This window comes from Pantoea sp. MHSD4 (assembly GCF_021043305.1).
Classification (GTDB): Bacteria; Pseudomonadota; Gammaproteobacteria; order Enterobacterales; family Enterobacteriaceae; genus Pantoea; species Pantoea eucalypti.
Map to the genome: position 1 here is coordinate 1 of NZ_JAJNDH010000004.1, position 21,698 is coordinate 21,698.

Sequence of the window (21,698 nt, forward strand, 5' to 3'; positions counted from 1 at the left end):
AAAGCGGACGTTAAGGTTGCCAGCTCATACCTTAGCGCCACAGGTGCGTATATGGTTAGTTTCAATTATCAGCATCAGCATCAGCATTGGACGGATGAGCAGTCAGGCATCATCCGCTGGTCTTTGTCTCTTGCGGGGGCATGCCCGGAATTGATCAAAGTTGAAATTCCTGCGATGGGTGAGCTGACGATACCCGCTTCTGCAAATGAGCATCTTTCCGGGCAAACGTTTGGATGCTGAATGGCTACCTTGATTTTCATGTCAATCATCAGACACATCATCTACATGCCGGTGACTGTATAGCCCCTACCTTTGCAAGCGAGTACCGAATGAGCAATCCGGATAATGAGCAGAGCTGCTCTTACATCGTGGCTTTTAGCCAAAAAAATCAATAATAGTTTCTGTGTCACAATTGTTACATCTTATTAGCCATTCTTAAACGCAAAAGGGGGTATGGCCTTCCCTGATTATCCCGCTCGGAACGCCCTGAGACCTGAAACCCCATATGTTGATAAAATCCGACGGCCTGCTGGTTTTGTTCATTTACATCGATGCTTAACTCTGGATGCAGCGCCAGAGCATGTAAGATCAACCGTTTTCCGACGCCAAGTCCGCGAGCAGAGGCAGCTACAAAAAGTGCCTCCAAATGGCCCTCATGCAAAAACATAAATCCAAATAGTTGGTCATCATGATTTGTTGCAACCCATACAGGAGTTTCTGAGAAAAAACCGACAACTTCTTTTTCGATTTCTTGTCTGTCATGAGCTGTCAGAAAGTCGTGGGTAGCATCCACCGAACTCTTCCAGATTTGTATGATTTCTGACGCTTCAGATGGTCGTGACATTCTGATATCCAACATTTTTCAACCTTAACGTGAGCTTTATTTTGAGTAATAACGTACGAAAATAGCTCACTTAAATTTACTAAGGTGAAATAAAATTCACAATAGTAGTTTAATTTCTATGACTTATCATCGTGATGAGAAGTGCTAATACGCTGGTTAGTACGATTCCCTTTATCATCATCAACGACAATGCTCCTAAGCTTTTTCACATCGAACTTCCGCTTCTCGCTCTTAGCGGACCTCACTATGCTGACATATCTGCGCTATGCCTGATGAGGCACTTAAAGAGAGCCGTATAAGGTCAACTACCACGTTGTTTCTCTAATCGAATATAAGCGCCATCTAACGTTGTCATATTACCCCAGCCAAGGTGCAGGTAGAATTTAGCCGCACGGCTGTTTTTATCGGTTTCCAGCCAGGCAACTTCGTGATGTTTGAACAACGCCTGTTCCGCAATCTCTGTAAGTCTGCGACCAATGCCTCTGCCTTCATAATCAGGAAGGACAAAGAGACCAAAAAGAGAGCCTTTTTCCCTTAAAATCATCGAAAAGCCCACTGCTTTATCATTATCTGTCGCAACCCATGCGCAACGACTCTCTTCGATCATATTGCTCACGGTACTTTCGGCTATGCCCATCTCCTGCATCTCTTCACGGCTCAGGTGATTTTCGACAACAGACGTTCTGATAGTAAAAATACTTTCAACATCAGATAATTGAGCTGGTCTTATATTGATATTCATTAGTCTTATTCCACATATAAAATCGATAAATTTTGAGAGTGATATAATCCTGTCCTTTACAGAAGCATAGAACCTTGGGCGAGCTCAATACCGCACGTCATGTCCGCTTCTCGCTCATAGCGGACTTTACATCAAGTTAGTCCGCTTTATGCCAAAAGCGGACGTTGCCTGCATCATGGCATGTTAGTTTTCGGGGAGCAGGTCACTTTCTTTCTTCACTGCTTATGTGCAGTAACGTTTCTGCCGGTTGATTGAGTTCCGTATCGCTCGGGGAACTGTCATCTGCACGTAATAGGCGCATGCCATTTATGCACAAATTGACAGGCGATAAGGCGAGGCATCATTTGCCAGTAGAAGACATGTTACTGGAGAGGGGGATCAGGGTTGTTATGAAAAAGAATGTACAGGGTTCAGGGCCTGCAATAGCTGAGTGCATCCGCGATAGCAGCTCCCTTCGGACGCTCTTACGAATGCCACTTGATGAAACTGAGTTGGTGGTCCGTATTCTTGTGCGCATAACCAGCCTGTTTTCAACCGGGATACAGCCAGTCGTTACCCGGCATTTTTTCTTAGCAGCAATCCTGAATATTCTGCGTCTCGGGGTGCAGCCTGTCCTCCGCGGTGGTATGGGATAACGGCTTGTGTTTCCTGAATGGAGCTCATTTTACTGGTACAGCTGACCCGCCGGCCGGATATACGGCCTGATACTGGAGGTATAAGGCGCAACAGCAGGACTAATCTGCGCAGCATCAGTGCTACGCCGTTCACATGGTGTCTGCAGGATAAATCATTTTCCTGACACAAAAGAAAAGCGAGAGACATTACCATGCATAAGAAAACAGGCCTGCTGACGGCCATCATCATATTTGTGAGCTTTCCGGCAGCCTCCGCCGTCCGTGACGCTCTTCGCATCGGGGCCGACCTGACTAATCCCCCGTTTCAGTACAGGGACAAGAACGGGGAGCCGGGGGGGTTTGAAATTGACGTCACGAAGGCTGTATGTAAATCCGTTAACGTCAGATGCATCTATGTCGTCAATACTTTCGATGCACAAATTCCGGCGCTGCTGGCCAGAAAAGTGGATGTGATACTGCCACTCGGCGTCACCAGGAAAAGACAGGACGCTATCGACTTCAGCCGTTACGTATTTCATTTACCAACCCGTCTGGTAGCCAGAAAGGAAATTCATCTTCTGCCTGAGACGCAAAGCCTTAGGGGAAAAAATATTGCCGTACAGCAGGGCAGCATTCAGGAAGCGTATGCGGATAAATACTGGCGGCCTGCAGGTGTGTTTGTAAAAAACTATCCTGACCTTGAGGCTATATACGAGGACCTTTATGCCGGCCGGGTGGAGGGGGCCCTGGTACCTTCCGTTGCGCTGACATATGGCTTTCTTCGGACGCCCCAGGGCATTGATTTTGAACTGAAAGGGCCGGAAGTGACGGATGCGGATCTGTTCAGCAGGGGATCTGCTTACGGCATCCGTCAGGGTGACAGCAGCACGAAGCGGCTGCTCAATAAGGGTCTCGAAAACATTATCCGCAACGGCACCTATTCCGTCCTGCAGAAACGCTATTTCGACAATCAGGATTTGAGTGTAAAAAATCCATAGAAGCTGCTCCCTGAAAATATGCCGCTGCCGTAAAGCAAAAATAACCTGTGGCCGCGCAGGATAAGTACCTGATACTCCTGTGCGTACAAAGCCATAACTGCTTTGAACTGAACCCGCCCGGCTAATGACCACTTCTCAGATTGTTTTTATGAGCATTGCTACCGCCTCATTGCCCGGCATATGAAACTGCTCCCGGTGCCGGGCCACCAAGTCGAGCGCAAACACCTTTGTATAGACCTCGGTGGACTTCATGCTCTTATGAACCATCAGATTCTGCAGCGCTTTCAGCGGAATGCCCGCAAAGAGCATGTGCAAGGCGTAGCTGTGGCGGAAAGTATGCGGCGTCAGCGGCACGGAAAACGTGACTCCGTCACCAGCGGCTGCGCTGGCGGCCTGTACGGAGTCCTTTAACAGCGACATGAACGATAGCAGATCGCCCGGCCTGGTAACGGATCTGCCTGGCTTTCGCTTTCATGCTGGTCTCCGCGCCCGCCTTTCGCAGGACTATGCGTATATCAAGCGTCGCTGTATGACGACAAAGAACATCTCACCACGCCGGTCACAGTTTGCGTGCCAGCAGTCACACTGTAGGAAAATGCACAGCACATCAGATACCATATGAGCGCATAAAACGATACTCTTCTGAATAAAATGCAGGGATGTCAGGTTATCCTGAATGAGATTTACTTTTGACTAAAACGGAATTCGCTATGCCTAAACGTATCAAGAACAGCCGCTGGTCCGGTCAGCCCTGACGCCCTATATCAAGCATCTTCCCCGTCGTCAGATATTACCTGCCTTATTTTTTATGGCCGATGAGGGCTGGGCGGTCACCTATGCGAAAATGCTAAAAAACGCTGCCACTTTACCGCCTGAGCAGTCGTTTACCATGGCTTATTACCTGGGGGCCAGCTTTCCGTTTTATCCCGTCTGGGTTGGATTTTCAGTCACGGGTTTTCTTGCGGGCCCCGTGCTTGGAAACATTGAGCAGTACGGTTTTGCTATTGCTTTTCCTGCCACCTTTATCGTCCTCCTGCGTAGCATGTGGAAAGGCCTGGACGCAGCCATCCCCTGGCTTATCAGCCTTACGGTGGCCGCAGTCTGTTATCGTCTGGTACCTGGCCATACCTATGTGCTGGCAGGGACGTTCAGCGGCATATTTTCAGCATGGGTACGGGGAGTGAAAGTAAAATGACACTGGCTGCATGCATGACAATTCTGGGTATGGCAGTGGTCACCTATCTGACGCGCATCCTGGGTTATCTTATATTGAGGAACCGTAGCCTGAGTCCCGGCACGCGCAGCGTGCTGGAAAGTGCGCCGGGATGCGTGATGATTTCTGCTATTGCCCCTTATTTTGCTTCCGGAAATCCGGCACAAATCATTGCATTGATCGTTGCGGCAGGCTGTGCCATCAGGCTGTCGATGTTACCAACACTGATTATTTCCGTCGCGACGCTGGGCATTCTTCAGCTAATAATATCCTGAATTTCCTGGCCCTCTCTCTACCGGTTTCAAATGATGAATCTGCGGACTATTCTACGCCGCGGGCGGTGGAAATCAGCGTTGGCGTGACGAAGATCCTGAAGGAAGCGGAGCGACTGATGATGTCTGAAGTGACCTTCGTACAGGCAAAAAGTACGCAGTCATTCTCGGGCCGTATGGCAGATTTGCTGGGCCTGATGCTGCTACCTGATTTGTTGTCTATCGTGACAGGTCAGCCCCGGGTATAAAATTAATATTGAGCACACGCCTGTCGATAAAAAAATTCCTGCCCTGGAAGACGGCGACCTGGATTGTGTAGTCAGCTCTCAACTCCGTCACACGTCTGGAATTGTCAGCGACCCCGTTATCACCGACAGGCTCAACTGTATAATGCGCCAGAACCATCCGCTATCTGATGCACCGCTGACACTGTCTGAGTTTCTTAGCGCCAGTCATCTGCACGTTGCAACGAGTTCTGCGGATGTTCGCTTTGTGGACAATATACTGTCAGGTCAGCGTTTCAGCCGAAAGATTGCCGTCACGACACCGCACTGGCTGACGCTGCCTTTTGTATTAGTGAAAACCGACCTCATCTCGGTAGTGTCAGAAAAGATGGCATCCACACCTCTTTTTTCCGGGCTTCAGAGGATAGAACTACGCTTTGAAGCCCAGCCTGTTAGCTGGAACCTCTACTGGCATAAGCGTGACGAGAACAATGCGGCACACCTGTGGCTGAGGGAGCAGATATACAGGGTTTGCAGGGTAATCTGACTTTTAAGGTAATTACAGGCCATTAAGGCTTATCCAGTTTGAAATCATCTGAGCCAGTTCCCTGGGTTTCTCAAGCGGTATCATGTGCCCGCTGCCTTCAATGATTTCTGCCGGACACCGGAAAAGTTCAGAAAGTTCAGCCGCCTCACTGAGGCTTCTGAGCCTGTCTTCTCCGGCTGCAATAATCAGCACCGGACAGGTCAGTTCCCTGACGGTTATTCCTCCGCGTTTCAGCAGGGACTGGGCTCTGAATACTTCCGGGCCAAGGCGTTTTCCCATTTCGCGAATACGCCCCAGCAGAGCTGTATCATCATGAAATTTCGGATGAAGCGAATGCCTGATAGCGGCAGGACTTATCCCCCTGAACTCACCCGAAAGCACAGCAGCATCCAGCCGTTCTCGTTGCCGGTATGAGTCTTCACGCAGTGAAGTGGCAATAAGGATCAGGCCGGCAACTTTTTCCGGAGCCGTTTCGGCTATAGCGCGGGCAACATATCCTCCCAGCGAGAACCCTGCCAGTACAAAACGCTCAGGAAGCGACGCGACGATCCCGGCAGCCATCCCGGCAATACTTTCTTCCTGACCAAGGCTGACGCGGCAGAACGTCTGACCGGGCGGATAAACGTCGATGAAGTCATCCCACAAAGTTTCATCAAGCATGAACCCGGGGATCAGTACGAGAGGTATCATATCCTGAACCATTCCTCATTATTTATGTCCGGAATGCCATCCTGCTGATGGCATAAGGTTTCGTCAAGGTTGGCAGCCCGGGATACTCAGCATTATTCAGCAACTGAATAAGCGCCTATAAATTATCGATTTGAACTCTCTTTCTGATTCTTACACAGTCGTTTTTTTGATGCTCTGCAGGATAATACATGAACCTTTCTGGCACGCTGAAGCCCATACCTGCTGAGCAGGAGCAACTGGATCCCCGGCAGCGCCTGATTTCCGGATTTTCTGAGATAATGCATATTGTGTGCATCCGCTTGCAGAAAACGATCGCATGATAGCGAGTATTTATGATGACTGCGTGCGTCATGGGAATCCTGACCGTGTACCGATTTATGCCTCAACATCAAAAATGACTCTCCCGGGTGCCGGCGTTGCATTTATAGGGGCGTCTGGCACCAATAAGACATGGTGGCTCAGGCATGCATCCGTCAGGAGTGTCGGTCCTGATAAGGTCAACCAGCTTCGGCAGGCCCGTTTTCTTAAGAGCCCAGGGAATATACGGGCTCTGATGGAACAGCATCGTCAGGTTCTCAGGCCCAGGTTTGAACTTGTTGATGCCATTTTTTCTTCGGTTTTAGGCTGCCAGCAGCACGTATCATGGTCCCGTCCTGAAGGGGAATATTTTGTCAGCCTGCATGTACTTCCCGGCACTGCCAGTCGCATCGTCCAGCTAGCCGCTGTGGCAGGTGTGCGATTTGCCAGACCGGGCTCGTGTTATCCCTATGGGCGTGACGATTACGATGTCCAGCTCCGGCTAGCCCCCTCCTGGCCCGAAAAAGAGACGCTCAGACTCGCACTTACGGTAATTGCCATCTGCATTGCTAAAGCGACTGCAGAGAAGTTTTTATGACACAGGTTGACGACCTCCTTTAAAAATAAAAGTTACTCATAAGAACTTCCTGAATTTCCTTATTCTCGTTATTTGAATCTCAACTGTTTCTATAGTCACTTTTATGAGAGCAAAATTGCCAGTGTCCGCCTTTCGCTATTAGCGGACATTGGCTTGGCGTTAGTTCGGTTTAAACCAGGAATGGACGTTGCTAACATCGGGATGTACTAATCTGTAGGTATCAGGTCACGGACCTATTTCGACATGCGGGGACGACGACGTACCGACGTGCCTCAGCGATTCTCAACCGGCTCCACACCCATAAATGAGTAGCATTTATGGCTGCGTAGCACGACAAGCATATGCATTCCCAACTGAGGACCGACAGACTTAATTGATGTCATAAGAATTTTAAAGATCAGACTTCCTGGCTCCCTCCTTAATCTTTCCGTTGCAAGGGCGTCGTCCTGACAAGAAATCGGGCAAATTTTAAATTGTAGTTACTTGAGTACAGGTTGCATATTGCTCTTTAACTGATGGAAGTTAATAACATGCATTCAATCAATTTTACCGATGCCCGTAAACATTTCGCAGATACGATGAAGCGGGTCAACGACGACGCTGAGCCTGTGCGCATTTTGCGCCGCGAGGCACCTGATGTTGTGATAGTTGATGCGGAAGAGTATGAAGCACTGATAGAAACGGTGTATCTCTTTAGCAACCCGGCGAACGCTGCGCATATTAATGAGTCAATGAAACAGGCGGAGCGCGGCGAGTTTGTTAAAGTGTAATATTAAGTTCACTACAAGTTGCGCCGACGATCTCAATGACTGTCGCGATACGAAGAAGCCCCAAATCGGCAGTAGCCGGACGCTGAACAGAATCGCCACAAACGCATAATTTTTTATTTTTTTGATTCCAGAGCAATTCTCACTGCCAATCCTGCAAGCACAGTACCCATTATCCAGCGTTGCGCTTTAAGCCATGCAGGTCGGCTTGAAAGAAATTTGGCTAAAGTTCCTGCCATCATCACAATAGTAGCATTGACTACCATGCTGATAGAAATCTGTATGCTTCCGAGTTCCAGAGACTGAGTCAGTACACTCCCGTGCTCTGGCTGGATAAATTGTGGCAATAAAGATAAATACATAATGGCAACTTTAGGATTTAATACATTAGTAATGAAACCCATGATAAAGAGTTTCTTTGAGGAATCTATGGGTAGATTTGTAACAGCGAAAGTAGACCTGCCTCCAGGTTTAACTGATTGCCAGGCCAGATATAAAAGATAAGCAACTCCGGAAAAACGAAGTAGATCATATGCATAAGGAATGGCAAACAGAAAAGCTGTTATTCCTAATGCCGCACAGAGTATATATAAAACAAACGCAAAAGCGATACCACCTAAAGATATCAGCCCGGCTTGTCTTCCCTGGCATACAGACCGAGAGATCAGATAAATCATGTTTGGGCCAGGAGTTAACACCATTGCAAGTGCAATCAAACCAAAAGCTATAAAATGAGTATGATCAGGCATGTTTCATCTCCAGGTGTGGAAAATCATTTAACTAAATAGTCATCATTACAGGCTGCTGATACAATAGGATTTATATAATACAGGCACAGCGTTATGCCATGATTAAACATTTAAAAAATAATTTTTTTCACTTATTAACGCTGGCTTTAAGTGATTTTAGAAAAGTGGCTAATGATTGTTTTTATCACGATTAACTATGCAGGTAAAGTACATTTTCATTATAACAGGAGATGTAATACCAACTCCCTGAGAAAGTGATAGTAATTAATTTTGCTAATCATTAGTCCTAGTTAACGAGCAGGATTATTATTCTTCATAAACCTCATTAAAACATAAAATACATATTGAAAACCATCCTGATTGAATGTAAGCATTATTTGTAAAATTATTCTCAAGCGCCCGGTTGTTTTTTTACAAGGGTAAAAGTTCTTAAAAATAAATCCCGTGCTATTTTTTTTGCATTCATTTAATTTTTGTTTATTTTAAATTAAAGTCAGAATTATGCTTTTATAATGAATTTTTCGTGACAGTTAAAAACTAAAGTGGATATCTATAAGAAAGTGAGAAGATTCATTGTTGACCTGCTCCCCGTTGATTTATATACACCGATTTTAGTAACGTCTTCATAAGTGACTCTGACCCCGTATATGATCCATTCATAATCGGGAATAACCGGCTTCATTATGGCTGCATATTCTGGCAACCAGCAGATTTTTGGGCAAATTCGGAGGGGGCATCCAGCCCACTGCAGAATGGGGACGTCTCTTGTTAAAGAGTATGCGCCAGGACTCGATCTTGTGCAGTGCATCCTCCAGAGACATGAGCCAGTTATCATTCAGGCATTCCTGACGCAACCAGCCGTTGAAGGACTCGACTGTAGCGTTGTCCGAGGGTGCTCCCGGGCGTGAAAGTCGATCCTTCTCCCACTTTCGTACACCCATCTGTCCAGCATTTTTCCTGAAATTCAGAATCACTATCGGTTTTTAGCTACTGCGGCAAAGGACGCCTGAGCGTTATGCTGTTCAGCATTTCTGCCACTTCTGTTGAACGCAGATTCTGCCCGACGCAGATCCCAGGCATTCGTCGGTGTAAAGGTCGATAACCTTTAGCAGGCGCAGTCGTCGCCTGTCAAACAGCACGTCCGAGACAAATTCCATGCCTCAGACGTGATTCGAATACAGTCCCTGAGGCTGTGGCTGCCGGCGCTGCGCGGATTTATTGCGCCGTGGACGTTTGAGGCGCAGTAACAGCGCCTGCTCGCTGAAAAGCCGGTAGATCCGTTTGTGGTTATTGCGACAGCCTTCCCGCCTGAGCATCACGTATACCCGGCGATATCCATGGTGAATTCGCGTTTCGGTTATCTCATTCTGATGCAAGACAGCTAGCCACTGACATTCAGACGGCCAAATAGCATACGCTGCGTGAACCCGGTTAACGATTAAAAGCTGATGCATCCTGCGGATATGAATCAGTCAAATTTTGCTGCTGTAGAAGGGCTGTCTGCGGCCAGGGTTACCTGTGCGTTTCAGGCGTCCTCAACGCCTGAGGAGGTCACTTCAGTCTTTCCATCAGTAAGCGAACTCTCTATCAGCGATCACAACGCTCTGCCTGATGTCACTGAGAGAGCCCCGGCAAGAGGTATCAACGCAGAGAAATTAGCAGGTAAGTTTCGTGAGCGCATTAAAAGTGAGGCATATGGCGACAGGACGGACCCCGCCTTTAAGACAAAAATAATCAGTTATTTTTGCGCTGAAAGCGCAGCGCCCAAAAAAGATCGTTTAGCAAAAAAGTCTTAACTGAAAAACATCTTTCCTTACTGCCTGCAATTTTCGTGATTTGGGGCGGGTCAAAGCAACTCTCATCGGATGCGAAGCACGTCATGCATCCTGGACGAAGGGGCTTTTTAGTCAGATTAATGCGACGGCACGCGGTGAAGCGGAGTAAAGCTTGCAGCTGGCATGGATCGCCGTATGCATGAAAACCTGACCAGATAAAATTAAGAATAGCCGGTGTTAACAAAGTCGAAGATGATCTGAGACCACCGGCTGGTTAGCGTTTATCATAAATGCTGTAACCGTTTACCTACGATAGGTAGACAGAAAATCCCTTATTCGTGTGGCCGCCTCCACACACTCTGCAACAGGTGCAACTAATGCCATTCGAATCCAGCCTGCGCCCGGATTGATGCCGTCAACCTCCCGGGAAAGATATGAGCCTGGGATGACTGTAACATTTGTATGACTAAAGAGTTGCCGGCAAAAGTCGGTATCGTCACCAGGGACTTCGGCCCAAAGATAAAAGCCTCCGTCAGGCTTCTTCACCTTAAGAACAGGGGTCAGAATTTCAAGAACCGCATCAAACTTTTCCCGATAAAGAGAACGGTTGTCGCGAACATGTGCCTCATCCCGCCAGGCCGTGGCGCTTGCGAGCTGGCTATGCACCGGCATTGCGCAGCCATGATATGTGCGATAGAGCAAAAATGATTTGAGAATCTCTGCATCACCAGCCACAAATCCAGACCGAAGGCCTGGCAGGTTCGATCGTTTTGAAAGACTGTGGAAAACAACACAGCGCTTAAAATCGATACGGCCCATCTCTGCGCATGCGGTCAGTAAACCCGGAGGGGGCGACAACTCGTCAAAGTACAATTCGCTGTAACATTCATCGGCTGCAATAATAAAATTGTATTTATCCGCAAGGCTAATGAGTGATTTTAGCGTTTCAAGAGGGATAAGTGCACCGGTAGGATTGCCTGGGGAACACAGGAATACAATTTGACAACGTGTCCAGATATCCGCTGAAACAGCCTCAAAGTCAGGAATGAAACCGTTACTCTCAAGGCATGGCAGGTAATGCGGAGCCGCCCCCGCCAGGATCGCAGCACCTTCATATATCTGATAGAAAGGGTTTGGGCTGACCACCAAACCTTCGACATTAGGTTCAACAACTGCCTGGGTAAAGGCAAATAATGCTTCTCGTGTTCCGTTTACCGGTAGAACATGACGACTGGCATCAAGCCATCCCTTTGGGACGCCAAACCTCCTTTCACACCAGTTTATGATTGCCTCGCGCAATTCAGGGATACCCAGAGTTGCGGGATACACCGACATTTTATCGAGACTGGAAATAAGCATTTGTTTGACCATTTCCGGGGCCGAATGTTTAGGCTCTCCGATCGACAGTGATATAGGCGTAAGATTTTTATCAGGTTGAATTCCAGCAAGTAAGGCTCGAAGTTTTTCAAACGGGTAGGGGTGAAGTTGTTTCAGCGCAGGGTTCATATCGGTCAACACTCCAGCATTTCTGAGTTGAGAGAAATATCGTGACGCAAGCCGCAAATCCTTATCAAAGACCACTCTGTATCATGATCGTTCTACTTATCTGATTTGTCTGAATGGGTCTTGATAATTATGAAGTCTCTTCTTTTGCTTGAGCGCGGCACGGTATAAATTTTGCTCAGATCTTATAAACTGAATATAAACAGAATAGATTTAGAGTGCCTTCATGCTTTATAAATTGATATATGTTCTTGTAATATAATAATATATATTTTTTGCAATACTTTTCTATTCAGGCATGTAAACTGAAAATCCGTCCTTAATCGTGGTGTTTTTTCGGCGATTCTCTACTCAACAACCCAAAATCGAGCATTATGCTATTTACATTCTGCAATCAAATATTCTGCTCTGCCTCCAGTATTAGATAGTGTAAGTATCCCGCATAATCGTGCCATTCACATTTAAAGACCTTCCGGCATACTCATTTCGCCAGCGAATGAGATCGCTATGCGTAAAGCCCGTTTTACTGAGCATCAGATCATCACGGTAATGAAGTCGGTTGAAGCCGCACGAACAGTGAAAGACGTCTGCCGGGAGGCCGGGATCTCTGAAGCGACATACTATAACTGGAAGTCTAAATAGGGTGGCATGGAAGCATCTGATATTAAAAGATAAAAGATCCTGAGGACGAGAACCGACGGCTTAAGCAGCTGTTTGCCGACCTCAGTCTTGAAAATCGGGCACAGAAAGACGTTATCGAAAAAAAGCTCTGAAGCCAGCCTTTAAGCGTGAGCGGGTGATGCATCTGATAACGACATTCGGACGGAGTACCCGTCAGGCCTGCAGGACTCTGAACCTGAGCAGAACGGTTTACTACTACCGTCCTGACAGCACGCTGACGATCCCGTTATTTCGCGTTGCAGACGGCGGCTGAAAGATATCCACGATACGGCTTCCCGAAGCTTTTTCAGGTTCTGAAGCGGCAGGGATATCAGTGGAACCATAAGCGGATCCACCGCATTTACTGCCTGCTGAAACTGAATTTTCGTCGTAAAGGCAAAAAGCGACTGCCGGTACGTAGCCCATCGCCGCTGACCACACCTGAAGCGCTGAACCAGAGCTGGTCTGTTGACTGCCGCAACAATAAAAAAGCCAGATCCCCATGGAGACCTGGCTGACAGCAGCAAAGAGAGGATTAACGCACCTGAATCTGCACAGGCTTACCGTGCTGATCGGCGGTGCCTTTTACAATCACCAGATAACGTCGTTCATCTGCATGATGGCTATTCACCACCTGACGAATCGGACCGACGGCATTAACGATCGCTGCACCGGCCGGGTTGGTCATAAATTGTGCCAGTGGCTCCAGCTCACCTTTTCCTTCAGCATCAGACGACAGCGCCAGCAGATAGGCCTGCTTTGGTTCCAGCCCGGTTGCAGACGCCTGCAACACCTGGGTCAACCCCTGATCGAACAGGGTCAGCGTGGTTGCAGGCTGCGCCCCTTGCGCAGCATTTACCTCTTTCAGTGTCAGGTGTGCTGCCTTACCTGCCAGGCCCAACGGCACCAGGTTCTGCTTACCATCGCCCTGCGGCACGGCATTGGGCACATAGACCACCGCCTGCGGTGCCTGACCAATTGGAATGGTCGCGATCACTTTATTGCTCAGGGTATCAATCGCCGTCAGGGCGTCAGCGTTTTCCAGACCGACATAAACACGACTTCCGTAACCCGATGGCCAGACGCCGTGTGGCAGATTGCCTACCGGAATGGTTGCGACCTGATGGAAATCATCGGTACGGTAAACGTTTACTTTGTTCAGGCCACCAATAGTGACGTAAGCAAAGGTGCCTTTAGCGTTATGCACGATATTGACGTGGTTAGTAATCGGACCGCTGTCGATGGTTTTCAGCAGTGTAAACGGTGGGCGCGCATCGAACACCTGCACTTTACCGACATCTTTGAGCGTGAACCAGACCTGCCGGCCATCAGGCGTGGCGGCTATATTGGGACAGAACGGACTGACCTGTTTAATGCTGCCGATAATTTTATGCGCTTTTGCGTCCACCACCACGGTTTCGGGGTTGAAGGAGGAGCAAACGTAACCGTATTGACCGTCCGGTGAGAAAATCTGCATGCCCGGACCGCCAGGCACGGTAATACGCGTTTTCTCTTCCCCGCTGTTGCCATCCAGTACCGCAATATAATTTTCACCGCGTACGGTGACCCAGATTTCTTTGCCATCGGGAGTAAAGAACGCTTCATGCGGTGCTCGACCCACATAAGTCACATGCTTCACTGCGTTGGTCGCGGTATCAATCAGGCTGACAGAGTTGGAACCAATTGAAACAACAGCAAGGGTTTTGCCATCTGGCGAAAAACCTAGTCCATGTACCAGCACCTGGCCTTTATAGAGTGGACTAAGGTTGGCCGGTTGCGCATCACCCAGTTTAATCACCCCGAGCAGGGTATTGCTGGCGGGGTCGGTAACAGAAACGGTGTTGGAGAACTGCTCTGCTGCGTAAACGCGGTCATGATGACTCACGCTGATGTCCGCTGCAGAGGCAGCATAAGGCGCTTGTCCCGCCCAGGCGAACGACGACGCCAGCGCCACTGTTGCCGCAAGGATTGAGCATACAAATGGTCTTGTCATGGTGTATCCCTTTTTACTGTCGGTTGTTTCAAAGGCCACAGGGTGTGGCTTAGTTTCCCTGCGGAGCCGCAGGCGCAGAATCTGGCTGGACTTGATCGGGAGCGGGTGCGGCCGGAGGCAGAGGTTTACCCAGCGCCTGATACATCGCGACGATCTCCTGTTGCTGGGTCACAATGATCTCCTGCGCAATACGCCTGAGCTGCTCGTTTTTGCCGTATCGCAACTCAGCCACGGCCATATCCATGGCGCCCTGATGGTGCGGTGTCATCATGGCAACAAAGTCTTCATCAACATTGCCGGTAGGATCGATAGCCATGCGAGACATCATGGTGTCCATAGCCTGTTCATTTTCTTTCCAGAAGCCTTGCTCCTGGAGAACGGCAGTTGCATTGGCACTGGGGTGATCATGTGCGCCTGCACTCTGGCTCAAAACCAGCAGGCTGTTAGCAATCAGGAAACAGCGAAGAGTAAGGTTCATAGCAAGCCCTTTACCGGATAGCAAAGGCCGGACTGGCCTTTTATTGGCCTATAAAAGCAAAGCCCTGTATCGGTACTGTTTCCCGGAGAAAGAGATTTGTATTTTTATGTAGCAGGATGACGGAATGTTTCTGGCCAAATGCCGCGCCCGTCATGATGGTGACGCAGGATCGATGAGGAAGGGAGATACACTCCGGTACAAAGCCCGCAACGCTAACGATATAACTGCGATAAGCTGACAGCGGTTTGCACACCCTCTGAAAATAAGGATTGCGCTGTGGAACATGTCGATCACATTTTGATCGTGGATGACGATCGTGAAATTCGTAGCCTGATTGCGGAATACCTGAAAAAGAACGGTCTGCGTACGACAGAGGTCGCCGACGGGCGGCAAATGCGTAGCTTTCTCGATAGCATGCCGGTTGATTTGATTGTGCTGGATGTGATGATGCCGGGCGATGACGGCCTTACCCTTTGTCGTGAACTGCGCAGTGGAAAACATAAAGGCACGCCAGTGCTGATGTTAACAGCGCGAAGCGAAGAGACTGACCGCATCATCGGGCTCGAAATGGGCGCCGATGATTATCTGGTCAAACCGTTCGTCCCGCGTGAACTGCTTGCCAGAATAAAAGCCGTCTTACGCCGTACGCGCATGATGCCGCCCAATCTTGTTATTTCAGAAGCGGCGCGAATTGTGGCATTTGGCGAATGGGTGCTGGATACCACGTCGCGTATCCTGGTGGACAAAGAGGGCGTGATGGTGGCACTCAGCGGCGCGGAGTATCGCCTGCTGCGGGTATTTGTTGATCATCCACAACGTGTGCTTAATCGCGATCAGTTGCTGAATCTGACGCAGGGCCGAGACGCCGAGTTATTCGAGCGCTCCATTGATTTGCTTGTCAGCCGTTTGCGTCAACGCTTAAACGATGATGCCCGCGAACGTTTTTATATCAAAACGGTGCGCAGCGAAGGCTATGTGTTTGCGATGCCGGTGGAACTGCGTGAGGCCAACGCGTGAAACGTCTGATGCAATGGTGGCCTAAACGCCTGGCCTCGCGGCTGATGCTGATCCTGCTGCTTGGGTTACTGCTGGCGAATGGATTAACTCTGGGACTGCTGCTGCTGGAGCGGGCGCAAAGTGCCAAAGCCATGATGATGGGCAATCTGGAATATGACGTGGCCACCAGCGTTGCGATTCTCGATCGCCTTCCTGCCAGTGAACGCGCTGCATGGGCAACACGTCTCGATCGCAGTAATCATCATTATCTGATGTACGCTACGCCATTGGGCCAGCCGCCAAAGACAAAACGCCTGCAGGACACGGCCAGCGCATTGACGCGGGCGCTTGGCCCGCGCTATCCCCTGAGCTTCAGCGTTAATCCTGATAACAGTGCTCAGATGATGGCGCATCTGCGTTTACGTGATGGCAGCCCGCTCAGCATTGATCTGGCCCCGCGTAATATGCCGTTTGCCCGCTGGCTGCCGATTGTACTCGTGGCGCAGTTTGTGCTGCTGTTTGGCTCCGCCTGGTTTGCGGTGCGCAGCGCGGTCAGGCCTCTGGCAGATCTGACACGGGCTGCAGAACAGTTGCATCCCGATTCAAATAAAACGGTGCGCCTGTCGGAAGAGGGGCCGGTTGAAGTGCGCAATGCGGCACGGGCTTTTAATGCCATGCAGCAGCGAATGAGTGCCTATCTCAAAGAGCGCATGCAAATTCTTGCGGCGATCTCCCACGATCTGCAAACGCCGATAACACGTATCCGTCTACGTTCAGAAATGATGAGTGAGACAGACGTCAGGAGCAAACTGCTGCAGGATCTTGAGGAGATGACCCGGCTGATTCGCGAAGGCGTGGCCTATGCGCGCACCAGTGAAAGCAGCGATGAAAAACCGTGCCGCATACAGCCGCATGCTTTTATAGACAGCCTGGTCTGCGATTATCAGGACACGGGGCAGCAGGTAACGCTGCAGGGAAAACTTCACGGGTCGTTTAGTACCAGACCGCACGCGCTGCGCAGAACGCTCAGTAATCTGATCGATAATGCGCTGAAGTTCGCGGGCAGCGCAGAAGTGGTGGTGGAACAGGATGCAGGTCAGATCACTATAGCGGTGCTGGATCGCGGACCCGGCATCCCACCGGAAGAGATGTATGCGGTGATGCAGCCTTTTTATCGCATCGAGAACTCGCGTAACCGGGCCACCGGTGGAACCGGGCTGGGTTTAGCCATTGCCCAGCAGCTGGTGGCGTCATTAAGCGGTGAGCTGACACTGACGAACCGCCGACACGGCGGTTTGCGGGTGACGGTGACATTGCCGGATACCCTTCACTGATTTGTATCGCAGTGTGTAATAACGGCAAAGAGCGAAATTCCGGTACACTTTTCACCCCTGGTCGATATGTTACCGATACATTGCGATGGTGTAATTCTCACATCGGGCAGCAACAGTTTAGCGTTTGCTTCCCCTGGCGAATTCCACTTTCTGAGGTGACATATGAAAAACGTAAAAATGATTCTGGCCGCTGTAATTCTGGGCTCTGTTTCTGTATCCAGCTTTGCTGCAATGGAAACCACCATGCCACAAGGTAAGACCCTTATCGGTAGCGTCTCTGACAGCAGCGGCTCAACTACGCTTTCCGAATTAAAAGACAATCTGGCAGCAAAAGCGCAGGCGGCGGGAGCCAGCAGCTACCGTATCGTGGCGGCGGGAGGCAATAACGTCCTGTTTGGCACCGCTGATATTTACAAATAAACATGTTGATGCGCAGTAACGCAATTCAGTGGATATCAGCGCCGCGTTGCGCTTACTGCGCGAATCGTTTAATGCTATCCGCAATATGAGTTTTGAATCCTGCCCAGGCTATTTTTGGCCACCCTGTTTTTCATTTCTTCTCCACATTTAAACGCTTAAAGCCAGCCAACGCGCTCACCGGAACGGCTTCGGTAACGGGTCACCTTCATGACCAGCAGTAATGTCCGCATTTAATTCCCTGCATTACTTTTTTCCTTACATTGCTCTCCGAACAGGAGCCTTTACCCTATAAGCTGGGGAAATAAACAATCAGTTAACATTTGGATTGCGTGTTCTGGAGAATAATCTTATTAATATTAAGGCTTTATGCACACTGCGTTGCGTAGCACTTACAGAAACAAAATAAGGATATTTTATGACGATCAGACCTGCGGCTGAGGAATGTACGGAAACAGGATTATTCCGGACGCTGAAATCTTTTCCGGCGACAGTTCATGCGCTTCTCTTTTTTACGCTGGTTATACGCTTTAGCTATTTCATGGCATGGCCGTTTATCGCCGTCATCATGACGCAGAATTATCATATGTCGCCGATCGCCATTGGTGTGGCAATGACCAGCAGTGCGCTGTTCTCGGTGGTGCTCGGCATGTACGGTGGGCAGATCTCAGACAGGCTGGGACGACGCGTTATTCTGCTGCTGGGCTGCGGGTTTTCAGCGCTGGGGTATAGTCTTCTGGCGCAGGCCGCCGGGATGGGGCTGTTTATTATTGGCCTGATGATTATCGGCGTCTCCTTTGCGTGGGTTGATCCGCCGCTGCGCGCATTGATGAGTGATTTGCTGGTGGATCGTCGTCGTCGTGCGCTTGCCCTGCAAATGCGCTATTACCTTATCAACGTCGCAGCGGTATTCGGCCCGCTGGTCGGAATTGCATTTGGCCTGACATCGCAAAAGGGCACCTTTTTAATAACCGGGCTTACCTATATTCCTTTTTTCGTTTATGTGCTGCTGTTTATCCCCGCAGGAAAACTTGTGAAGGAGCAGGATGGAGACGGGGTAACGGTTAAACTGCATCAGGTTATCGGTATCATCGCGAGGGATAACATTTATATTGCGGGGCTGCTGTGCAGCATTTTATGCAGTGTTGTTTTTATCCATTACGAAGCTATTCTGCCGCAGTATCTCCTGTTACTGAATGGCGACGCCGCCATTAAGCTGATTACCCTGATACTGGTGACAAATGCCTGCACCGTTCTGGTCTTCCAGACGTTCATCATGCGGTTTCTGGCTACCGTTTCCCTGCCGAAGCGCATTCTTCTCGGTGGGTTTATTTTCGCGCTATCTCAGATCTGCTTTTTTAGTACACGCTCAACGGAGATATGGCTTTGGCTTACTGTGACCAGTGTCTTTAGTGTGGGCGAAGCGATTCTGATGCCAAATCTGAACATTTTACTTGATCAGCTGGCACCACCAGAGCATCGCGGTGCATATCTTGGCGCCTCAATGTTGTCGACGCTAGGGATCGCTGTCGGACCCTTGATCGGTGGGATAATGCTGGCGATGACCGGGGCGGGCGTTTTTATCTGTACTGCGTTGCTCAGCCTTTTACTCTGCGCAATCATCTACGCTTACAGAAACCGCATGCTCGCGCGCCTTAAGGATGCCTGATAGAAGACGAGCAGGGCGCCGGGAATACGTGGCTTTCAGAGGCTACTGCAATTTAATAGTCTGCCGTAAGAGAAGCATGGAAACAGGGAATCCTAATTGCGCTTTATATCAAGATTCGCTCTTCAGCAGTGTCCCAACCTGAACGGTCACGCTGAGAATCAAGCCGCCTGGCCGATCATTAATCACTCTTTTGGCGGGAGGTCAGGAGACAGCATTGTGAATGACATCTTTCGGCATGAACGCCTGAGGAACCTGGCTTCCGCAGCTTGGCCATAACCCAGGCCGCCATAAAAGTGGGAATGGCAAAAATAATTAATGTTTCCTGATGACATGCCGATTAAGGAATTTGCCTTAACTGTTCAAACCTGCGATGGACAATGTGAGTTGTTAACAAATCTCCAAATTCACATGCACCATCGCGCAGGATTTCGTTTTTTCGGGGCTTCAGCCCCACAGGTGAGTATAGAAGTGCAGCTGCCATTGAATGAGAAGAATGGCGCTGCTGTACAAGGATTACCTTCAAGGAAATGGGATTAAAATGAAAAAAAGTACCGTTGCAGTGATGATGATGGCGACGCTGTCAGGCGGAGCCTGCGCAGATTCAGATCGGTTTTCACCGAATTTTTCTCCGGAAAGTTTTACTGTCTCGACGTCAGCCGGGATGCTGAGTGGCAAATCTCATGAGTTGGTTTACGACACAGAAACAGGCCGCAAAGTCAGCAAACTGGACTGGAAAATAAAGAATGTGGCTATTCTGAAAGGCGAACTATCCTGGGATGCATACTCATTTCTGACGCTGAATGCGCGAGGCTGGACTTCCCTGGCGTCCGGTTCCGGTCATATGGATGACTATGACTGGCTTGATGACAATCAGTCAGCCTGGACAGACCATTCATCTCATCCCCGCACGGATGTTAATTACGCCAACGAATACGATCTCAATGTTAAGGGCTGGGTGTTGCAAGGCGATAACTACAAGGCCGGGCTGACGGCTGGTTATCAGGAAACCCGCTTCAGCTGGACCGCCTTTGGTGGCTCATACAATTACGATAATGGCGCATCGACGGGTGATTTCCCGAGAGGTGAACGTGGCATTGGGTATAGCCAGCGTTTTTCAATGCCTTACGTTGGTCTTGCGGGACAGTATCGTATTAACGACTTCGAATTTAACGCATTGTTTAAATTCAGTGACTGGGTCCGTGCACACGATAACGACGAGCACTACATGCGCGATCTCACCTTTCGCGAGAAAGCGACTGATTCCCGGTACTACGGCGCATCAGTCGACGCAGGATATTATGTGACACCTGATGCCAAAATTTTTGCCGAATTTACTTACAGCAAATATGAAGAAGGCAAAGGCAGCACAGAAATCATTGACCGATTCTCCGGTGATTCAGCATCAATTGGTGGAGATGCCGCGGGTATCTCGAATAAAAACTACACGATCACCGCGGGTCTGCAATACCGATTCTGATTCGTCTCTGCACGCCATAAAGCGATTAAAAAGCTCTTTCGGGCTTTTTAATCGTCCTGATAATAAGGCCATCAGATAGAGAGTGCCTGCATGGCTTTTATGGCTAAAAATAGCTGGCTGAGTGAAATTTAAACTCACTTGGTCTGCGATTACGTTTAATTGCGCGATAAATAGAATTTTTTATAAATACCTTTAGTTTTTTACTCGCGGCAGGCGTCCAGAATCAGAATATCAGGAAGATAAAATAAATGCATGCCATCACGAAATTTAAGAGAATAGTGTTAATATGCCCTGCTATTATCCTGGTGGGTTGTTCTACGCTTCTTCCCCTCGATTATAAAAATTACGAAGGTAAAGATGCAGCGACCGTAGTGGCCATAAATCCAAAAGGATTTGTGGGCACATTTTATCTTTCTGTCTATGAGAAGAAAGGCAGTTGTTATGACAGAACTGAGCGCTATCAACTTGAGTCAAATTTAATACCCTCTGCGGGTCACGTTATGACTGGCAAGGTAAAACCGGGCAGGCTCATGGCTCTTCAGCAGCTCAACACGATTAAAAGCGATTATGACGAAAAAGGAAAAAAAACTAAGCATCAGGAAACGTATTTACTCTCTCAATGGGTGCCATTTATCCCGCAGCCAGGAAAACACTACTTTATTGATACTGAATATGGTGTCCGGGAAATTTTGTCTGATTATGTCATCACGGTTAATTCAGATCGTGCCAAAATTGCTTCTGATTTTATAAAAAATCCTCAATATAACTGGGACGCCAGAAATCGTTGTCAACATCTCATCGGTGGAAGCTAATCAGAAAAAAGTCTGTGATTCTTTTACGT

Annotated in this window: 24 protein-coding genes and 4 pseudogenes; 17 read left to right on the forward strand and 11 right to left on the reverse strand. The window is 48.9% G+C overall.

Annotated features, from left to right (window positions below):
- Positions 1 to 75 precede the first annotated feature (75 nt).
- Positions 76 to 395 (forward strand): annotated as a pseudogene (locus LQK91_RS12995) (cupin domain-containing protein); the annotation flags it as partial.
- 20 nt (positions 396 to 415) lie between these two features.
- On the opposite strand, the gene LQK91_RS13000 reads toward LQK91_RS12995, so the two are convergent.
- Both LQK91_RS13000 and LQK91_RS13005 read right to left on the reverse strand, forming a co-directional pair.
- The gene (locus tag LQK91_RS13000; RefSeq protein ID WP_008924519.1) at positions 416 to 859 is read right to left on the reverse strand and encodes an acetyltransferase; all 444 of its coding nucleotides are present in this window, start codon (positions 857 to 859) and stop codon (positions 416 to 418) included.
- A 286-nt stretch (positions 860 to 1,145) separates the two neighbouring features.
- On the reverse strand, positions 1,146 to 1,586 hold the full coding sequence (locus LQK91_RS13005) for a GNAT family N-acetyltransferase (protein WP_105099822.1): 441 nt from the start codon (positions 1,584 to 1,586) through the stop codon (positions 1,146 to 1,148).
- An 826-nt stretch (positions 1,587 to 2,412) separates the two neighbouring features.
- On the opposite strand from LQK91_RS13005, the gene LQK91_RS13010 reads away from it, so the two are divergent.
- Positions 2,413 to 3,198: a transporter substrate-binding domain-containing protein gene (locus LQK91_RS13010; RefSeq protein WP_039661687.1), complete on the forward strand. Its 786-nt coding sequence runs from the start codon at positions 2,413 to 2,415 to the stop codon at positions 3,196 to 3,198.
- A gap of 135 nt (positions 3,199 to 3,333) precedes the next feature.
- On the opposite strand, the pseudogene LQK91_RS13015 reads toward LQK91_RS13010, so the two are convergent.
- A pseudogene (locus LQK91_RS13015) lies at positions 3,334 to 3,594 on the reverse strand (tyrosine-type recombinase/integrase); the annotation flags it as partial.
- Between the two features lie 355 nt (positions 3,595 to 3,949).
- Between LQK91_RS13015 and LQK91_RS13020 the strand changes: the two are divergent.
- The 4 genes from LQK91_RS13020 (at position 3,950) to LQK91_RS13035 (ending at position 5,454) form a co-directional block, all read left to right on the forward strand.
- Complete coding sequence (locus LQK91_RS13020; protein ID WP_255694418.1) at positions 3,950 to 4,393, forward strand: AzlC family ABC transporter permease; 444 nt, start codon at positions 3,950 to 3,952, stop codon at positions 4,391 to 4,393.
- 29 nt (positions 4,394 to 4,422) lie between these two features.
- Positions 4,423 to 4,686 (forward strand): AzlD family protein, encoded by a 264-nt coding sequence (locus LQK91_RS13025; protein WP_223296434.1) that lies wholly within the window; start codon positions 4,423 to 4,425, stop codon positions 4,684 to 4,686.
- Between the two features lie 65 nt (positions 4,687 to 4,751).
- A complete protein-coding gene (locus LQK91_RS13030) occupies positions 4,752 to 4,931 on the forward strand; it encodes a hypothetical protein (RefSeq protein ID WP_050540825.1) in 180 nt (59 codons plus the stop codon).
- A 43-nt stretch (positions 4,932 to 4,974) separates the two neighbouring features.
- Positions 4,975 to 5,454 (forward strand): LysR substrate-binding domain-containing protein, encoded by a 480-nt coding sequence (locus LQK91_RS13035; RefSeq protein ID WP_231001643.1) that lies wholly within the window; start codon positions 4,975 to 4,977, stop codon positions 5,452 to 5,454.
- Positions 5,455 to 5,466: 12 nt separating this feature from the next.
- Here LQK91_RS13035 and LQK91_RS13040 read toward each other — a convergent pair whose 3' ends face one another.
- On the reverse strand, positions 5,467 to 6,156 hold the full coding sequence (locus tag LQK91_RS13040) for an alpha/beta fold hydrolase (RefSeq protein ID WP_370640815.1): 690 nt from the start codon (positions 6,154 to 6,156) through the stop codon (positions 5,467 to 5,469).
- A gap of 176 nt (positions 6,157 to 6,332) precedes the next feature.
- Here LQK91_RS13040 and LQK91_RS22005 point away from each other — a divergent pair, with 176 nt between their 5' ends.
- Both LQK91_RS22005 and LQK91_RS22100 read left to right on the forward strand, forming a co-directional pair.
- Positions 6,333 to 6,464, forward strand: a complete 132-nt coding sequence (locus LQK91_RS22005) for a hypothetical protein (protein ID WP_255694313.1) — start codon at positions 6,333 to 6,335, stop codon at positions 6,462 to 6,464.
- The gene (locus tag LQK91_RS22100) at positions 6,461 to 7,039 is read left to right on the forward strand and encodes a hypothetical protein (protein WP_105099818.1); all 579 of its coding nucleotides are present in this window, start codon (positions 6,461 to 6,463) and stop codon (positions 7,037 to 7,039) included. Before LQK91_RS22005 ends, LQK91_RS22100 begins: the two co-directional genes overlap by 4 nt.
- A 275-nt stretch (positions 7,040 to 7,314) precedes the next feature.
- Here LQK91_RS22100 and LQK91_RS22155 read toward each other — a convergent pair.
- Positions 7,315 to 7,425, reverse strand: a pseudogene (locus tag LQK91_RS22155) (IS110 family transposase); the annotation flags it as partial.
- Positions 7,426 to 7,569: 144 nt separating this feature from the next.
- On the opposite strand from LQK91_RS22155, the gene LQK91_RS13045 reads away from it, so the two are divergent.
- Complete coding sequence (locus LQK91_RS13045) at positions 7,570 to 7,809, forward strand: type II toxin-antitoxin system Phd/YefM family antitoxin (RefSeq protein WP_105099817.1); 240 nt, start codon at positions 7,570 to 7,572, stop codon at positions 7,807 to 7,809.
- A gap of 113 nt (positions 7,810 to 7,922) precedes the next feature.
- Here LQK91_RS13045 and LQK91_RS13050 read toward each other — a convergent pair whose 3' ends face one another.
- The 3 genes from LQK91_RS13050 to LQK91_RS22110 all read right to left on the reverse strand — a co-directional run bounded on the left by LQK91_RS13050 (position 7,923) and on the right by LQK91_RS22110 (position 10,009).
- Positions 7,923 to 8,555 carry a LysE family translocator gene (locus LQK91_RS13050; protein ID WP_039661632.1) on the reverse strand — a complete coding sequence of 211 codons (633 nt, stop codon included), beginning with the start codon at positions 8,553 to 8,555 and terminating at the stop codon, positions 7,923 to 7,925.
- 656 nt (positions 8,556 to 9,211) lie between these two features.
- Positions 9,212 to 9,496: an integrase core domain-containing protein gene (locus tag LQK91_RS22105; protein WP_105099816.1), complete on the reverse strand. Its 285-nt coding sequence runs from the start codon at positions 9,494 to 9,496 to the stop codon at positions 9,212 to 9,214.
- A gap of 219 nt (positions 9,497 to 9,715) precedes the next feature.
- Positions 9,716 to 10,009: an IS3 family transposase gene (locus LQK91_RS22110; RefSeq protein WP_105099815.1), complete on the reverse strand. Its 294-nt coding sequence runs from the start codon at positions 10,007 to 10,009 to the stop codon at positions 9,716 to 9,718.
- Between LQK91_RS22110 and LQK91_RS13055 the strand changes: the two genes are divergently transcribed.
- Positions 10,004 to 10,351 (forward strand): hypothetical protein, encoded by a 348-nt coding sequence (locus LQK91_RS13055; RefSeq protein ID WP_052250691.1) that lies wholly within the window; start codon positions 10,004 to 10,006, stop codon positions 10,349 to 10,351. The genes LQK91_RS22110 and LQK91_RS13055 overlap by 6 nt on opposite strands.
- Positions 10,352 to 10,633: 282 nt before the next feature.
- Here LQK91_RS13055 and dapC read toward each other — a convergent pair whose 3' ends face one another.
- A complete protein-coding gene (gene dapC / locus LQK91_RS13060; RefSeq protein ID WP_105099814.1) occupies positions 10,634 to 11,836 on the reverse strand; it encodes a succinyldiaminopimelate transaminase in 1,203 nt (400 codons plus the stop codon).
- Positions 11,837 to 12,340: 504 nt separating this feature from the next.
- Here dapC and LQK91_RS13065 point away from each other — a divergent pair.
- Positions 12,341 to 12,966 (forward strand): annotated as a pseudogene (locus LQK91_RS13065) (transposase); the annotation flags it as partial.
- Between the two features lie 62 nt (positions 12,967 to 13,028).
- On the opposite strand, the gene LQK91_RS13070 reads toward LQK91_RS13065, so the two are convergent.
- On the reverse strand, positions 13,029 to 14,486 hold the full coding sequence (locus LQK91_RS13070) for a YncE family protein (protein WP_105099813.1): 1,458 nt from the start codon (positions 14,484 to 14,486) through the stop codon (positions 13,029 to 13,031).
- Between the two features lie 49 nt (positions 14,487 to 14,535).
- The gene (locus tag LQK91_RS13075) at positions 14,536 to 14,964 is read right to left on the reverse strand and encodes a DUF305 domain-containing protein (RefSeq protein ID WP_105099812.1); all 429 of its coding nucleotides are present in this window, start codon (positions 14,962 to 14,964) and stop codon (positions 14,536 to 14,538) included.
- A gap of 276 nt (positions 14,965 to 15,240) precedes the next feature.
- Between LQK91_RS13075 and LQK91_RS13080 the strand changes: the two genes are divergently transcribed.
- The 6 genes from LQK91_RS13080 to LQK91_RS13105 all read left to right on the forward strand — a co-directional run bounded on the left by LQK91_RS13080 (position 15,241) and on the right by LQK91_RS13105 (position 21,669).
- Entirely contained in the window at positions 15,241 to 15,981 is a 741-nt protein-coding gene (locus LQK91_RS13080) for a response regulator (RefSeq protein ID WP_105099811.1), read from the forward strand.
- Entirely contained in the window at positions 15,978 to 17,294 is a 1,317-nt protein-coding gene (locus tag LQK91_RS13085) for an ATP-binding protein (RefSeq protein ID WP_003848117.1), read from the forward strand. The genes LQK91_RS13080 and LQK91_RS13085 overlap by 4 nt, the downstream gene beginning before the upstream one ends.
- Positions 17,295 to 17,456: 162 nt before the next feature.
- Positions 17,457 to 17,714 (forward strand): multiple stress resistance protein BhsA, encoded by a 258-nt coding sequence (gene bhsA / locus LQK91_RS13090; RefSeq protein WP_003848120.1) that lies wholly within the window; start codon positions 17,457 to 17,459, stop codon positions 17,712 to 17,714.
- A gap of 415 nt (positions 17,715 to 18,129) precedes the next feature.
- Positions 18,130 to 19,380 carry an MFS transporter gene (locus LQK91_RS13095; protein WP_003848124.1) on the forward strand — a complete coding sequence of 417 codons (1,251 nt, stop codon included), beginning with the start codon at positions 18,130 to 18,132 and terminating at the stop codon, positions 19,378 to 19,380.
- Positions 19,381 to 19,918: 538 nt separating this feature from the next.
- A complete protein-coding gene (locus LQK91_RS13100) occupies positions 19,919 to 20,857 on the forward strand; it encodes an omptin family outer membrane protease (protein ID WP_003848125.1) in 939 nt (312 codons plus the stop codon).
- A gap of 248 nt (positions 20,858 to 21,105) precedes the next feature.
- A complete protein-coding gene (locus tag LQK91_RS13105) occupies positions 21,106 to 21,669 on the forward strand; it encodes a hypothetical protein (RefSeq protein ID WP_105099810.1) in 564 nt (187 codons plus the stop codon).
- The last annotated feature ends 29 nt before the right edge of the window (positions 21,670 to 21,698 follow it).